We start from the raw sequence: 16,004 nt of genomic DNA, 5'->3' as shown, positions 1-16,004 counted from the left end.
TTATCTTGAAAGGATTAAAATTATGGCAGTTATTCAATGGTTTCCAGGACACATGGCCAAAGCCTTGCGTCAAGTCAAAGAAAATATAAAACAAGTTGATATTGTACTTGAACTTGTTGATGCACGATTACCAGAGTCGTCGCGTAATCCACAATTGGCTGAGATTCTTCAAAACAAGCCAAGTATTTTAGTGTTAACAAAAAAGGATTTAGCAGATCCCCAAGCTACAGCAAAGTGGGTTAATTATTACGAAGCATTGGAACAACCAGCGATTGCAGTTAATAGTACAGCGGGGAGTTTAAAAATTATTGAAGAAAAAATTAAACAAGTTCTTGCTAACAAGCTAGCATTACAGGCACAGAAAGGAATCATGCATAAACGCATTAAGGTAATGTGTATCGGTATTCCAAATGTTGGAAAGTCCACTTTACTTAATCATTTAGTTAAAAAAAATGTGGCACAAGTTGGTAATCGACCAGGTGTTACGAAATCACAGCAGTGGCTTAAAGCCGGGAAAGATATGCTTTTATTAGACACACCCGGAATTTTATGGCCAAAATTTGAAGACCCAATGATTGGGAAAAAGTTAGCGTTGACTGGTGCAATTAAAGAAACATTGTACGCTAAGGACGATATTGCGTTGTATTTACTCGAACATTTTTGTCAATATGCTGCCAAGAGCCTGAAAGAACGTTATAAGTTGACAGATAATGAATTATCTCTCTCGCAGGTAGATCTATTACTTTTAATTACCCAAAAAAGTGGATTTAGAGATGATTATGATAAGGCAAGTGAAAGAATGATACTCGAATGCCGTAAAGGTAAGTTGGGGAGATATACGCTTGACATAGTACCAGAAAGTGTTCAAAGTCATAATGGATAAGCGCAAGTCAATTAGTGAAATAAAAACATTAATAGCTAACTCTCCTAGTCAAGAATTGTTGCAAGAATTAGTCAATGATACTCGCAAGGGTGTCCAAAATTTATTAATTCAATATCAAAAACGCGAAGATAAAAAACAAGTTGAACTCAAGAAATTCAAGCAACGTTTTAATTATGAACAAGCTTTTTGGCAAGAAGGAAAGCAGTTGGTTTGTGGAGTTGACGAGGTGGGCCGCGGACCGTTAGCTGGCCCTGTGGTGGCTGCAGCAGTTATTTTACCACATGACTTTGGTCTTATCGAAGTTAATGATTCAAAGCAATTGACAGGTAAGACTAGAGAGAGACTTTATAGTCAGATTATTAACCAGTCACTTAGCTTTTCTATTGGCATTTCTGATAATTATGAGATAGATACTGTCAATATTTATCAAGCTGCACGAATTGCAATGTTAAGAGCAGTTATGGGTCTCTCGTTAAAACCGCAGCAATTAATCATTGATGCAATGGAAATTGATTCACCGATTGAACAATTAAAGTTGATAAAGGCTGATTCAAAAAGTGTGAGTGTCGCTGCAGCAAGTATTGTTGCCAAAGTTTGGCGAGACCACTTGATGAATTTTTATGATCGCTTGTATCCACAATATGATTTTAAATCAAATGATGGGTATGGAACAAGGAAACATCTTGATGCTTTGAATATATATGGGGTAACACCACTTCATCGTAGAAGCTTTGAACCAATTAAGTCTAACTTTTAGCTAATTGCGTATTTTTATAGAAAATACTTTAAAGGGTGATTCTATGAAGATAAGAGAATTTATAATAAAATTACATTTGAGTAATCTTATTAGTGTATCTAAAGTTAGAACAATTTGTGATTGGATTGGGAAACATCAAGCTATTCCGGATGTTAAAAAATTAGAAGAGTTGGCTGGACTTAAAACATTTGAATGCATTTCTTTCTGGAAAAAATTTAATTCAATTGAATTAGAACTTGCAGTTGATCGTAATTTGTATCATAGTAAAGCTATTACGATACTTGATTCCATGTATCCACAATGTTTGCTGGAAAGCTATAATCCACCGAATGTACTTTTTTATCGCGGAGACATAAGTTTGATTGCAGATAGACAAAAATTGTTAGGGGTAGTTGGTGCTCGCCAAAATAGTGCTTATTCCTCAGCTGTCCTTAGACAACTATTGCCCGACACTATTGCGGCCGGTATTATAACTGTGAGTGGTTTAGCACAAGGTGTGGATAGTTTAGTACATTCACAGACATTTGCGGACTATGGTAAAACAATTGCTGTTATCGGAACTGGCTTGGACATTTTTTATCCTAGCCAAAATCGTGCACTTCAACAAAAAATTGTACATGAAGGTTTGGTTCTTAGTGAATACGGCCTTGGTGTTGGACCGAGGAAATTTCATTTTCCTGCAAGAAACAGAATTATTGCAGGGCTGGTCCAAACATTGTTAGTTATTGAAGCTCGTCACCATAGTGGTAGTTTGATTACTGCAAACTTAGCGCTACAAGAGAATCGTAATGTTCTTGCTGTTCCAGGTCCGATTAATTCGCCCTTATCTATTGGGACAAATGAATTGATAAAAGCAGGTGCTAAACCTACTTTAATTGCACAAGACATTATTGAAGAATTTCGAAATGCTTGACAAAGGCTACGGTTAGGGCCTAAAATTATTAGCGATTTTTATACGTTAAAAAAAAGATATTTAAAAAGGAGTCTGGTCGATGCCTAAGACCCAGAAAAAAACAACAACAAAACGAAAAATAAAGAAAAATCTTGTGATTGTCGAGTCTCCGTCGAAGGCCAAGACAATTGAAAAATATTTAGGATCTCGTTATAAGGTTATGGCCAGCCTAGGTCATATTAGAGACTTACCGAAAAGTACGATGGGTGTTGATGTGGAGCATAATTATGAACCTCATTATATTTCAATACGTGGTAAGGGCGATGTTATTAAAGAATTACGTAGAGAAGCTAAAAAAGCCGCACATGTCTATCTCGCAGCCGATCCGGATAGAGAAGGAGAAGCAATTGCATGGCATCTCTCTTATCTATTGGGTTTGAATCCAGAAGATAAGAATCGGGTTGTTTTTAACGAGATTACAAAAGATGCTGTTAAGAATTCATTTAAGAGTCCACGTACAATTGACATGAATCTGGTTGATGCTCAGCAAGCAAGGCGTGTACTAGATCGCTTAGTAGGTTATTCAATCAGCCCAATACTTTGGGCAAAAATAAAAAAAGGATTGAGTGCAGGACGTGTACAGTCAATTGCTTTGAATCTGATTATTAAGCGTGAACAAGAAATTCGTGAATTTATTCCCGAGGAGTATTGGACAATTGATGCTCAATTTCAAGCTAACAGAACCAAATTTAATGCTGATTACTATGGAGTAAACGGGAAGAAGCAAGAATTGCATAATAATGATGAAGTTCAAGAAATTATGCAAAAAATTGATAAGAATAAACCATTTAGTGTAACAAGGGTTACTCCAAAAGAACGTAAAAGATTTCCTTCACTTCCTTTTACAACAAGTACAATGCAACAAACAGCCAATAATGCACTTAATTTTAGAACCCAAAAAACGATGATGGTTGCACAACAGTTATACGAAGGTATTAATATTGGAAAAGGTGGTTCAGTGGGATTAATCACCTATATGCGTACAGACTCAACTAGAATTTCCAATATTGCTAAGCATGAGGCATCAACTTTCATCCATGAGACTTATGGTGAAGAATATGCGGCAGTTAAACCGCGTAAAGGGAAGTTAGCTGAGGGAGCACAGGATGCACATGAAGCTATCCGACCTTCATCGGTTTTACGAACTCCAGAGTCACTCACAGCATATTTGAATAAAGATCAGATGAAACTATATTCATTAATTTGGTCACGTTTTGTGGCAAGTCAGATGACTCCAGCAGTTGTTGATACAATGAGTGTTGATCTTGAGCAAAATACAGTGATGTATCGAGCAAAGGGTTCAAAGATGAAGTTCCCTGGATTTACAAAAGTTTACGCTGAAAGCAAACGCAAGGATAATATTTTACCTGATTTAGAAGTTGGACAAGAAGTCAAGTTGGTAACTAATCAACCTAATCAGCATTTTACTTTACCACCTGCAAGATATACTGAAGCTACATTGATTAAAACACTTGAAGAAAATGGTGTCGGCCGTCCTTCGACCTATGCACCAACACTTAATACAATCCAAAAACGATATTATGTAAAACTTGTTGCACGCAAATTTGAGCCTACAGAGCTAGGTGAGATCGTAAATAATATGATTGTTAAGTGTTTCCCAGACATCTTAAATGTCGATTTCACAGCTCATTTGGAGGACCAACTAGATGAGATTGAAGAGGGAAAACAAGAGTGGATTAAAGTCATTGATAGTTTCTACCAACCTTTCGCAAAAGAAGTTGATGCTGCTGAAGAAAAAATGGCTAAAGTTAAAATTAAAGATGAACCAGCGGGAATAAATTGTGATATTTGTGGGGCACCTTTAGTAATCAAACTCGGACGTTACGGTAAGTTTTATGCATGCAGTCGTTTTCCAGATTGTCGCAATACAAAACCCATCACAAAAGAAATCGGGGTGGTTTGTCCAGAGTGTCATAAGGGACAGATTATTGAACGAAAATCCAAGAAGAATCGTATTTTTTATGGATGTGATCGTTATCCTGATTGTGAATTTGTTTCTTGGGATAAGCCAGTTGGTCGTGATTGTCCTAAATGCCAACATTACCTGATTGAAAAGAAAACTAAAAAGGGAATGCAGGTTAAATGCAGCAATTGCGATTATACGGAAGAAATTCAAAAATAAAAAAGTACTAATAATTTATAATTTTTGAATAATTCGTAGGGCGCATCTCCGTCTTTTATGCTAAAGTTATAGCATGAGGTGGAGGTTTTTTTATGGAACAGAAATGGATAAAAGAATTTAAACAGTATTTGGCAATTGAGAGAAGATATTCAGAAGATACAGTCAAAGCGTATACAGATGATTTAAGACTTTTTAGTGATTTTCTCTTTGAGAATGGAGGATCCTCATCCTTTACACAAGTTAATCGTTTTGATGTACATGTTTTTATGAGTTTCTTATATGATAAACACTATCAATCATCATCAATTGCGAGAATTATTTCGAGTTTACGTTCTTTTTATCGATTTATGGAAAAAAATACGTATATTGAAAGTAATCCTTTTGCCTATGTTCAATTGAAGAGGCATCCGCGTTCTTTACCACGTTTTTTCTATGAAAAGGAAATGACTGCTCTTTTTGAAGCAACTGACGGGGATGAACCTATTTTAATTAGAGACAAGGCATTGTTAGAAACTCTTTACGCGACAGGAATGCGTGTCAGTGAGTGCACAGGTTTAACTTTACAAGCGATAGACATGGAAATGCGTGCTATGTTGTTACATGGTAAGGGAAACAAAGATCGTTATGTTCCTTTTGGCAGATATTGTCAAAAAGCCCTAGAAAACTACTATGTTAAAGTTAGAACACCTTTGATGACAAAATATAAAAAAGAACATAATTTTGTGTTTGTAAATCATTATGGGGACCCAGTGACAGCTGCTGGAATTACGTATATCTTAAAAAAAATCGTTAGTCGGAGTAGTTTGACGACACAGATCCATCCACATGAACTGCGACACACTTTTGCAACACATATGATGAATAACGGAGCTGATTTGCGAGCAGTTCAAGAACTTTTGGGACATAGTAGTTTATCTACTACACAAATATACACACATGTTACAAAGGAACACTTACAAAGAGACTATCGTAAGTTTTTTCCGCGAGCTTGATTTAAAATTTAGGAGGAATATAACATGGCTGGAGTTTCATTTCATGCAACAACAATCTGTGCAGTTCGTCATGATGGTCATACTGCAATGGCTGGTGATGGACAGGTCACAATGGGTGAAAAAGTTATCATGAAAGGTACTGCGCGAAAAGTTAGAAGAATCTACAACAATCAGGTTGTTGTTGGATTTGCTGGAAGTGTCGCAGATGCTTTTAATTTGGAAGAACGGTTTGAGAAAAAGTTAAATGAATATAGTGGCAATTTACAGCGTGCTGCTGTTGAACTAGCACAAGAATGGCGTAGTGATCAGGCATTGCAAAAATTAGAAGCTCTCTTAATTGTTATGAATAAAAATGAATTATTAATGGTATCTGGCAGTGGTGAAGTAATCGCACCAGATGATGATATTTTAGCAATTGGTTCTGGTGGTAACTTTGCACTGGCAGCCGCTAAGGCAATGAAAGACCATGCTTCAACAATGACTGCAGGAGACATTGCTAGAGCAGCAATTAATATAGCAGGTGATATTGATATTTTCACCAACCATAACGTAATAGTAGAAGAATTCTAATAAGAGAAAGGATCATCTAAATGAACCCTATTGACAAAACACCAAAACAAATTGTTAAAGAACTCAATGCTTATATAATTGGGCAAGATAAAGCTAAAAGAGCAATTGCAATTGCTTTACGTAACCGCTATCGTAGAATGCAACTTGCAGAAGATATGCAAGAAGAAATTACACCTAAAAATGTCTTGATGATTGGGCCGACTGGTGTTGGTAAAACTGAAATCGCAAGGAGATTAGCGAAAATCGTCCAAGCTCCTTTTATGAAGGTTGAAGCAACTAAGTTTACTGAAGTCGGTTATGTTGGTCGGGATGTTGAGTCAATGGTCCGTGATTTAGTCGAAGTTGCATATAAGATGGAAGTCGAGTTTCAATTTGAACAAGTACGCTCAAAGGCTGGAAGAAATGCTAATAAACGTTTAGTAAAATTACTTGTTCCAGCTATTAAGAAGAACAAAAAAGAAGGCGTGGAGGAAATAAATATTGGACAAATGTTCCAAGAAATTCAAAGGGGTCAAACTCCTAGCCTTGAAACTGTTCAAAAAGAAGTAGTTACAGAGGAAATTAAGAAGGAACGTCTATCTGTAAAAGAAAAATTAAATAAAGGGTTACTTGAAAATCAGGAAGTTACTTTGGAAGTTAATGATTCTTCACAGAATGCAAAGGGACCATCAGCAATATTTAACAAGCTGGGAATTGACTTAGGAGATACATTAAACTCATTAACTCCAACGAAAAGGGTTAAACGTACGATGACTGTGTCGCAAGCGCGTGAACATCTTATTCAAGAGGAAGCAGAAAAACTTACAAATAAGGCAGATATCGCGAGTTCAGCGATTAAACGTGCGGAAAACACTGGGATTATTTTCATTGATGAGATTGATAAAATTACATCTAAGTCACAGAGAAATAACGGTGAAATTTCACGTGAAGGTGTTCAAAGAGATATCTTACCAATCGTCGAAGGTTCACAAATTGAAACTAAGTATGGTTTAGTTAACACAGATCATATTCTATTTATTGCATCAGGTGCTTTTCATGAGAGTAAGCCTAGTGATTTAATTGCCGAATTACAGGGCCGTTTCCCTATCAGAGTAGAACTAGATGAACTTAAGGCAGAAGACTTTGTTAAAATATTAACAGAGCCAAACAATGCTTTAGTTAAGCAGTATATCGCTTTGATTGGAACGGACAATGTGAAAGTTACATTTACAATTGAGGCAATTCGAAAAATCTCAGAGATAGCCTATCATGTTAATCATGAGAATGAAAATATTGGAGCTCGTAGACTGCATACGATTCTGGAGAAACTATTAGAAGATCTATTGTTCGAGGGGCCAGATATGCAAATGGGCGATATTACAATTACTGAAGCCTATGTTCAAGATAAGATTGGTAATATTGCGGCTGATAAAGATTTAAGTCAATATATTTTATAAATCGGAATAAACGAAAGGAAAAAAAGATGACGGTTAGCTTAGAAAATGAATTCTTAAGGGTTTTTTTTAGTGAACATGGTGGTGAACTGGTAAGTTTATTTAACAAGAAAAATAAACTTGAGTATCTTTGGCAAGCTGATTCTAAATATTGGGGGCGGCATGCTCCAGTTTTATTTCCGATTGTTGGCCGGTTAAAAGATGATGAATATCTGTATGAACAACATAAATATCTAATGAAACAACATGGATTTGCGCGTGATATGGATTTTGAAATTGAAGCTAGAACTGATAAACAGTTAATTTTTCGTTTGAAATCGAATAAAATAACTTTAGAAAAATACCCATTTGAATTCGTGTTACGTATCAAGTATGAATTGGATTTGGATACTTTGAATGTTGAGTACTTAGTTGATAATCCCAGTACAAGTCAACTATTATTTTCTGTTGGTGGACATCCAGCCTTCAATGTCCCTTTGTCTACTACAGAAGAGTTTTCTGATTATCAAGTTGTAGTTTCGCCTGATAAGACGTATCAACAAATTCATCTACAAGGTAATTACAGTGATTCTAGGCATCCACAACCATTTACTGCTAATTCAATTGATGTAAATCGAGAAACCTTTAAAGATGATGCGGTCATTTTAAAACTGAATGAAGAAGGTACAGTATTAACATTAACGACCCAGCAAGAAAAGAATGGCATTCGATTTAGTACAGGTAATGCACAGTATGTTGGAGTTTGGTCGAAGTATCCAGATGACGCACCATTCGTTTGCATAGAACCTTGGTGGGGATTAGCTGATGACATCAATACAAGTGGTAAATTAACTGAAAAGGTTGGCGTACATGTATTAGAGGCTAATAAAAGCTTTAGTGGTTTTTATAAGATTCAGGTTTTCTAAAAAACTTTAGCTTGCCGTTTTGGTCTTGAGTAATTTAAATTTTACGTATAATTAATAAAAGGGGGCTGTGCCATAAGTCCTTCAAAATAGAAGAGATTAGTGAAAATCGTTCCTTGATTTTCACTAATCTCTTCTTTGGGTTTATAAAACAGTTAAAATTGGTGTTCTTCGCTACCAATTTTCTAATATTCATTGCCATCAAGGCAATTCCAGCTTCTCTTTTTACCTTCTCAAGACCTCTAACAGAAAATCTTTTAAAACCCAAACAAGCCTTCAATCCACCAAAAACTGATTCGACATCTATTTTACGTCGTCCGTAAATTGAACCAGTTTGGTGATTTGAAAGTAACTTGCGTTCCTTAGCTTTGAAATATTCCCACGCGCCATTAATACTTATTTTACGAGGTTTTCCGCTTTTAGTGAACGCTCGGTGGTCAATTTGAAAATCATTATCATATTTGTTTGCCTTATACTCTTTAAATTCACGTACAAACCCGTACTTGTCTTTGCGCTTACGGTAAGTATAAAAACTAAATCTAACTCCTTGCGGATCAATAAAATAATCATCTTTAGGGTGATATGTCCAATTCATGACCTTACGGTCATCGCTTTGCCATTTGCGACTATTTTCTTTCAACATTGCCCCATACGGAATCAACGCTGTATGTTCGGGTAATTCATCTTCAAAGTATCGATAATTTGATTCTGAACCGTATCCTGCATCGGCCACAATATACTTACCTAAAGTTCCAGCTGCTTGTTGCTGCTGTAAAAAGGGAATTAATGTTTTGGTATCTCCTGGATTTTGAAAAATGCCAAAGGCAGTTACAAATTGTTTACTCGTGGCGATTTGTAGATTATAAGCCGGTTTTAGCTGTCCGTTGAGCATTGAATCTTCTTTAACACGCATAAAAGTCGCATCATGGTCTGTTTTCGAATAACTATTTCGTTTACCATAAATTCCAGTTTGTATTTTATATTCCAATAACTTAGTTTGGCGTAACTTAAGTTTTCGTTTTAACGATTTCAGTTTTCGACGTCTGGACTTGTCTGGGTTTGGAGAGGTGTGCTCCTTTTCAATCTTTTTATTCAGATCTTTCAAGTTATTCTCTAACCGCAAGATAATTTCATCAAGCATTTCTAAAGTAAGATCTGTCTCTACTGGGAGCTGGCATTTAAACTTAGCTTCATTTAATTCTTTCAGAAGGGATATAATCGCAGAGCGATTAAGCTTGTCAAAACGAACAGTATTCTTACGCCAAACAAAACTATACTTATTGGCATCAGCCAAAATTTTAGTTCCATCAATAAAAGTAACCTCATCAATAAAGTTATTTTGCTTTAGATATTTGGTTAGTTTTTGAATGCATTGATTGATCAAGTTCTCAACTTCATCTGAAATTCTAAAACGACAAATTGTTCGGTAGGCTGGAACTTGTTCTTGCGTCAGCCAGCGGGCTGCCAAGTTCTCTTCTGCCAAGGTATTAATACGACGACTACTGAAGATACCTTTTGTGTACGCAAACAAAATTAATTTTAAAAGTACACGCAGATCATACTTACGCGGACGTCCAAAGATGTAGGGATCTTTAATTTTAAGGTCTTCAACTATTTGATTAATCATCCGTGCAGGATGATTTTCTTTTGGTTCCCAGTCAGTTTTGATACTAAGTACAGTCTGATTTATGTTATAATTATTATACATATTGGATATCCTTTCTATGTAAGGGTATTGTTTTTGAAGGTGCTGGCTGCAACCAGTGCTTTTTTATTTTTAATTATACCAAAAGAGCTACACTAGAAAAATTATTATTTTTTCTAATGTAGCTCTTTTACTTAGGACTTATGGCACAGCCCCCTTTTTATCTTACCTTAAATAAAGGGCATATTTACTTATTATTTTTTCTTTTGTAAACCAAACCAAAAGGCACTAGATTCTCGTTACCATTTTTGATTCTTGATAAATTTCCCTTATGTCGATAGAAAACAAAAATCGTTAAAATAATTGCAATAATCGTCAAGATTGGATCGTGAAAGAATAAGGATAAAATTGTAATCAGAGTCATCCCCACCATACTTGCAATACTAACCATGCTTGAAAGGTAGAGTGTGGTTAAAAAGATAACCCAGGCAACGATAAAGAACCCGGGGCTGTATGCAAGCAAAATACCTGCACTCGTTGCAACTGCTTTACCTCCCTTGAACTTAGCGAAAATTGGAAAAACATGACCAATAACGGCGGCACATCCAATTATTAAAACATTAATATGTACTCCGAAGAGGTAAGGCTGACATGCAGCAAGTGTTCCCTTTAACATATCAACTATTAAAACAATTGCTCCAGCTTTTTTGCCAAGTACTCTGAAAGTATTTGTTGTTCCCATATTACCACTACCAAATTGTCGAATATCCTTATTATAGAATATTTTACCAATCCAAATACCTGATGGAATTGATCCAAGAAGGTATCCAATTACTAACATTAATACAATAGTCGAATCCATTACAGATTGACCTCCTTTAGCTTGATACGCCCTATTCTATCATTTTTTTAATACTATCTACAAATTTAATTTTATTTGGTACACAAGTTTAATGATTGTTAAAAAACAAGTGATTACTTTACAATTTGTAATTTCATAGGGTATGATATTCAAGTTGGAACGTATGAACGAGCATTAATTCAATACTCCAGGAAGTAGAAGGGGTTTAATATATGGAAAAAACAAATTATAATGACGATTCGATTCAAGTGTTAAAAGGACTGGAGGCTGTCAGAAAAAGGCCAGGAATGTATATTGGCTCAACTGATAGTCGTGGTTTACATCATTTGGTATACGAAATAGTTGATAACGCCGTTGATGAAGCTTTGTCTGGGTATGGTAAGGAAATAAATGTAGTTTTACATAAGGACAATAGTGTCTCAGTTGTAGACCATGGTCGTGGGCTACCTGTTGGGATGCATTCATTAGGGATTCCAACCGTTGAGGTTATTTTTACGGTTCTTCACGCGGGTGGAAAGTTTGGTCAAGGTGGCTATAAGACTTCTGGTGGTTTGCATGGCGTTGGTGCCAGTGTTGTAAATGCTCTTTCTTCAAAATTAACTGTTAATACTATTAGAGATGGTGTTGAATATGAAGAAGATTTTGAAGATGGTGGAAAACCGATTGGAACACTGCGCAAACTTGGAAAAACAAAGAAATCAAACGGGACCACAGTTACTTTTAAACCAGATGAGACGATTTTTACAACTACCAAGTATAATTATGATACCCTTGCTGAACGCCTTCGTGAATCTGCCTTTTTATTAAAAGGGGTTAGAATTACAATTAATGACGAACGAACTGAACAAGAAGATATTTTTCATTTTGAAGAAGGAATCAAAGAATTTGTTACCTATCTAAATGAAGATAAAGACACGCTTGGAAACGTAATGTACTTTGATGGTATCAAAGAAGGCATTGAAGTTGAGGTTGCTGCACAATACAATGACGGTTATTCTGAGAGTATTCTATCATTTGTAAATAACGTTCGAACTAAGGACGGTGGAACACATGAGGCAGGAATGAAGGCCGCTTGGACAAAAGCCTTCAATGATTACGCTCGTCAGGTATCTTTGTTAAAAGAAAAAGACAAAAATCTTGAAGGTAGTGATGTTCGCGAGGGCCTTGCTGCTGTTATTTCAATTCGTGTGCCAGAAGAGTTATTACAATTCGAGGGACAGACAAAAGGAAAACTTGGAACACCTGAAGCACGTTCAATAGTTGATAGTGTTGTTTCAGAACAACTTGGTTTTTATCTAATGGAGAACGGCGAGTTTGCGCAAGATCTTGTCAGAAAATCATTGAAAGCTAGAGAAGCTAGAGAAGCTGCCCGAAAGGCGAGAGATGAAAGTCGAACAGGCAAGAAGAAGAAAAAAGAACGCCTGTTATCTGGTAAGTTGACACCCGCTCAATCCAAGAATGCTAAGAAAAATGAATTATTCTTAGTCGAAGGAGATTCTGCTGGAGGTTCTGCGAAACAAGGACGGGATCGTAAATTTCAAGCAATATTACCATTACGTGGGAAAGTTTTGAACACTGAAAAGGCTAAGTTGTCGGAGATTCTCAAAAATGAAGAGATTAATACAATGATCTATACTATTGGTGCAGGAGTGGGCACTGATTTTGTTATAGATGATGCTAATTATGATAAGATTATCATCATGACTGATGCTGATACGGATGGAGCACACATCCAAACTTTACTCTTAACGTTCTTCTATAAATATATGAGACCGATGATAGATGCGGGTAAAATATATATAGCTTTACCTCCCTTATATAAAATTCAAAAAAAGATTAAAAATAAAGATATAATTAGATATGCTTGGACCGATGATGAATTGCATTATGCAACTAAAGAAATGAAACAAGGTTACACACTGCAAAGATTTAAAGGCTTGGGTGAAATGAATGCCGATCAACTGTGGGAAACAACAATGAACCCAGAAACAAGGACACTCGTTCGCGTTAAGATTGAAGATGATACATTAGCGGAAAAGCGCGTTACAACACTAATGGGTGATAAAGTAGAGCCAAGGCGCAAATGGATTGAAAATAATGTTCAGTTCACATTGGAGGAAGATGGCAGCTTATTGGATAATACAGTTGCTGCAGGAGCACACCATATTAACGAGAAGCAGGAAGGGAGTGTTGAATAATGGTTGAAAGCCAAGGTAGTAACATTCAAGAACTCTCACTCGAAGCTGTTATGGGTGAAAGGTTTGGCCGTTATTCGAAGTATATTATCCAAGAACGTGCCTTACCTGATATTAGAGATGGTTTAAAACCGGTTCAGCGTCGTATTTTATATGCGATGAATCAAGATGGTAACACTTATGAAAAAGCATTCAGAAAATCCGCTAAATCTGTAGGTAATGTGATGGGTAACTTTCATCCTCATGGAGATAGTTCAATCTATGAGGCGATGGTTCGTTTGAGCCAGTCATGGAAACTACGTGATCCACTTATTGAAATGCATGGAAACAACGGCTCAATGGATGGTGACCCACCAGCAGCGATGCGTTATACGGAAGCTCGTTTAAGTCAAATATCAAGTGAAATGCTCCGCGATATTGAAAAAAATACAGTTGATTTTGTTCCTAATTTTGATGACACTGATATGGAGCCTACTGTTTTACCAGCACGCTTTCCAAATTTATTAGTCAATGGTGCCACAGGAATATCTGCTGGATATGCTACTGAAATTCCACCACACAATCTTCATGAGACAGTTCAAGCGTTACTTTATTTAATGAAAAATCCTAAAGCTACACTTGCTGATCTTATGGAATTTGTAAAAGGCCCTGATTTTCCAACGGGAGGAATTTTACAAGGTGTAGATGGTATCATCAAAGCTTATACAACTGGACGTGGCCGAGTTATGTTGCGGGCAAAGACAGCAGTTGAATCTTTAAAGGGCAATAAAGAGCAAATAGTTGTAACCGAGATTCCTTATGAAGTGAATAAAGCAATTCTTGTGAAGAAAATCGATGAAATCCGTTTACTGAAGAAAATCGAGGGAATTGCTGAGGTTCGAGACGAGAGTGATCGCGAAGGATTACGTGTTGTGATTGAGTTAAAGCGAAATGCCAATCAAGAAGGTATCCTAAATTATTTATTTAAGAATACTGACTTACAGATATCGTACAATTTCAATATGGTTGCAATTAATAATATGCGCCCCGAAAATGTTGGCTTAAAACAAATATTGACTGCTTACTTGGAACATCAAAGAACAGTAACAACAAGAAGAACTCAATTTGAACTTAAGAAAGCTCGTGAACGTGAGCATATTGTTGCTGGTTTAATCAAAGCTTTATCAATTTTGGACGATGTAATTAAAACAATTCGTGCAAGTAAGAACAAGAAGGATGCCAAGGATAACTTGGTTGATGAATATAGCTTTACTGAAGCACAGGCAGAAGCTATTGTGTCATTGCAACTCTATCGTTTAACTAATACTGATGTGACTGCTCTCCAGGCAGAGGCAAAAGAGTTAGCTGCTAAAATTAAACAATTTGAGTTGATTCTTTCAGATTCAAAAGAACTTGATCGGGTTATCAAAAAAGAAATTACTGCAATTGATAAAAAATATACATCTGAGCGCAAAACTGTTATTCAAGATAAAGTTGAGCAACTAAAAATTGAAACCGAAGTTCTTATCGCTCCTGAAGATGTTGTTGTTATGGTTAGCAAAGATGGTTATCTGAAGCGGAGTTCACTACGCTCATTCAACGCATCGGATGTGACGGAAAATGGATTAAAACCGGAAGACTCGGTTATATATCAAGAAACTATAAACACCTTAGATCATTTCTTTATCTTTACTGATAGCGGAAATGTAATCTATCGACCTGTACATGAGATTCCTGATTATAAATGGAAGGATACGGGATTGCATCTTTCTCAATCAATCGGTCTTAAGTCTGAAGAAAAGGTCATAGCAGCCTATGCTTTTAAGGATTTAGAGCAAGCTGGTAATTTTGTATTTGCCACAAAGGAAGGAAACATCAAACAAACTGCTTTTGTAGATTTAAAGCCCGGCAGAACTTATAAGTCTAGAGCAAGTCAAGGTATGAAGTTGAAATCTGAAACCGATAGATTAATTATGGTTAATTTTGTAGAAACTAGTCAAATTAATAAGAAGTATGTTTTTGCAATTACTCATGGTGGATATGGGTTGAGATACTTACTCTCAGAAGTTCCAGTATCAGGTGCCAAAGCTGCAGGAGTTAAAGCAATGGATTTACGAGATGATTTCATTACCGCAGTTCTATTGGTGACAGGTTCTGAACAGATTGGAATTCTGACGCAAAGAGGTGCATTTAAACGAATGCTTGTAGCCGAGGTATCGCCGACGACAAGGGCAAGACGCGGTGTCCAAATTCTGCGCGAGTTGAAAAGAAATCCACATCGGGTAGAATTTGTTTCATTATTGCTGGATGAGGATCCGCAAAATCTGCTTATAACCACAGATCAACAAGAAACAATAATGCTCAATCCATTTGAACATCCTACAGGCGATCGCTATTCCAATGGTTCGTTTGTAATTGATACAGCTACTCAAGGTAACCCTACCAGATTTGTAGCAATTAAAGAGAATAAAGAAAAATAATTATTGATCCTGTTAAAAGTTGAGGTACTCCAACTTTTAGCAGGATTTTTTTTATAATTCACAAATAATAGAGGTTAAGTTATTTTATTATTCTTTTTTCACAAATTATTCATATATTAGGCATAGGGCTGTCAAAATAATATTTTAAATTAATTACATGGGCAATAGAGAATTTATTTTTTACTTATTTTAAAAATAAGAAAGGTAATAA

Annotated in this window: 12 protein-coding genes; 10 read left to right on the top strand and 2 right to left on the bottom strand. The window is 36.1% G+C overall.

Annotation, left to right across the window (positions count from 1 at the left end):
• Positions 1-22: 22 nt before the first annotated feature.
• The 8 genes from ylqF (at position 23) to G6O70_RS08350 (ending at position 8,635) form a co-directional block, all read left to right on the top strand.
• The gene (ylqF, locus tag G6O70_RS08385) at positions 23-883 is read left to right on the top strand and encodes a ribosome biogenesis GTPase YlqF (RefSeq protein WP_057868421.1); all 861 of its coding nucleotides are present in this window, start codon (positions 23-25) and stop codon (positions 881-883) included.
• On the top strand, positions 876-1,640 hold the full coding sequence (locus G6O70_RS08380) for a ribonuclease HII (protein ID WP_057868420.1): 765 nt from the start codon (positions 876-878) through the stop codon (positions 1,638-1,640). The genes ylqF and G6O70_RS08380 overlap by 8 nt, the downstream gene beginning before the upstream one ends.
• A gap of 43 nt (positions 1,641-1,683) precedes the next feature.
• Positions 1,684-2,553, top strand: a complete 870-nt coding sequence (dprA, locus tag G6O70_RS08375) for a DNA-processing protein DprA (RefSeq protein WP_057868419.1) — start codon at positions 1,684-1,686, stop codon at positions 2,551-2,553.
• Between the two features lie 79 nt (positions 2,554-2,632).
• Complete coding sequence (gene topA, locus G6O70_RS08370; protein WP_057868418.1) at positions 2,633-4,735, top strand: type I DNA topoisomerase; 2,103 nt, start codon at positions 2,633-2,635, stop codon at positions 4,733-4,735.
• A 92-nt stretch (positions 4,736-4,827) separates the two neighbouring features.
• Entirely contained in the window at positions 4,828-5,727 is a 900-nt protein-coding gene (gene xerC / locus G6O70_RS08365; protein ID WP_057868417.1) for a tyrosine recombinase XerC, read from the top strand.
• A gap of 24 nt (positions 5,728-5,751) precedes the next feature.
• Positions 5,752-6,297, top strand: coding sequence for an ATP-dependent protease subunit HslV (hslV, locus tag G6O70_RS08360; protein ID WP_057868416.1), 546 nt, complete (start codon positions 5,752-5,754; stop codon positions 6,295-6,297).
• A gap of 20 nt (positions 6,298-6,317) precedes the next feature.
• Positions 6,318-7,733: an ATP-dependent protease ATPase subunit HslU gene (gene hslU, locus G6O70_RS08355; protein WP_057868415.1), complete on the top strand. Its 1,416-nt coding sequence runs from the start codon at positions 6,318-6,320 to the stop codon at positions 7,731-7,733.
• A 26-nt stretch (positions 7,734-7,759) separates the two neighbouring features.
• A complete protein-coding gene (locus G6O70_RS08350; RefSeq protein WP_057868414.1) occupies positions 7,760-8,635 on the top strand; it encodes an aldose 1-epimerase family protein in 876 nt (291 codons plus the stop codon).
• A 34-nt stretch (positions 8,636-8,669) separates the two neighbouring features.
• On the opposite strand, the gene G6O70_RS08345 is transcribed toward G6O70_RS08350, so the two are convergent.
• Positions 8,670-10,340 carry an IS1182 family transposase gene (locus G6O70_RS08345; RefSeq protein ID WP_219934270.1) on the bottom strand — a complete coding sequence of 557 codons (1,671 nt, stop codon included), beginning with the start codon at positions 10,338-10,340 and terminating at the stop codon, positions 8,670-8,672.
• 184 nt (positions 10,341-10,524) lie between these two features.
• Positions 10,525-11,139: a glycerol-3-phosphate 1-O-acyltransferase PlsY gene (plsY, locus tag G6O70_RS08340; protein ID WP_057869609.1), complete on the bottom strand. Its 615-nt coding sequence runs from the start codon at positions 11,137-11,139 to the stop codon at positions 10,525-10,527.
• Positions 11,140-11,351: 212 nt separating this feature from the next.
• On the opposite strand from plsY, the gene parE reads away from it, so the two are divergent.
• Positions 11,352-13,337, top strand: a complete 1,986-nt coding sequence (parE, locus tag G6O70_RS08335) for a DNA topoisomerase IV subunit B (RefSeq protein WP_057869608.1) — start codon at positions 11,352-11,354, stop codon at positions 13,335-13,337.
• A complete protein-coding gene (gene parC / locus G6O70_RS08330) occupies positions 13,337-15,793 on the top strand; it encodes a DNA topoisomerase IV subunit A (RefSeq protein WP_057869607.1) in 2,457 nt (818 codons plus the stop codon). The genes parE and parC overlap by 1 nt, the downstream gene beginning before the upstream one ends.
• Positions 15,794-16,004: the final 211 nt, after the last annotated feature.

The organism is Liquorilactobacillus hordei DSM 19519 (assembly GCF_019443985.1).
In the GTDB taxonomy this organism is placed as follows: Bacteria; Bacillota; Bacilli; order Lactobacillales; family Lactobacillaceae; genus Liquorilactobacillus; species Liquorilactobacillus hordei.
The sequence above is the reverse complement of the archived record's forward strand: the minus strand, read 5'-3'. Positions and strand labels throughout refer to the sequence as shown.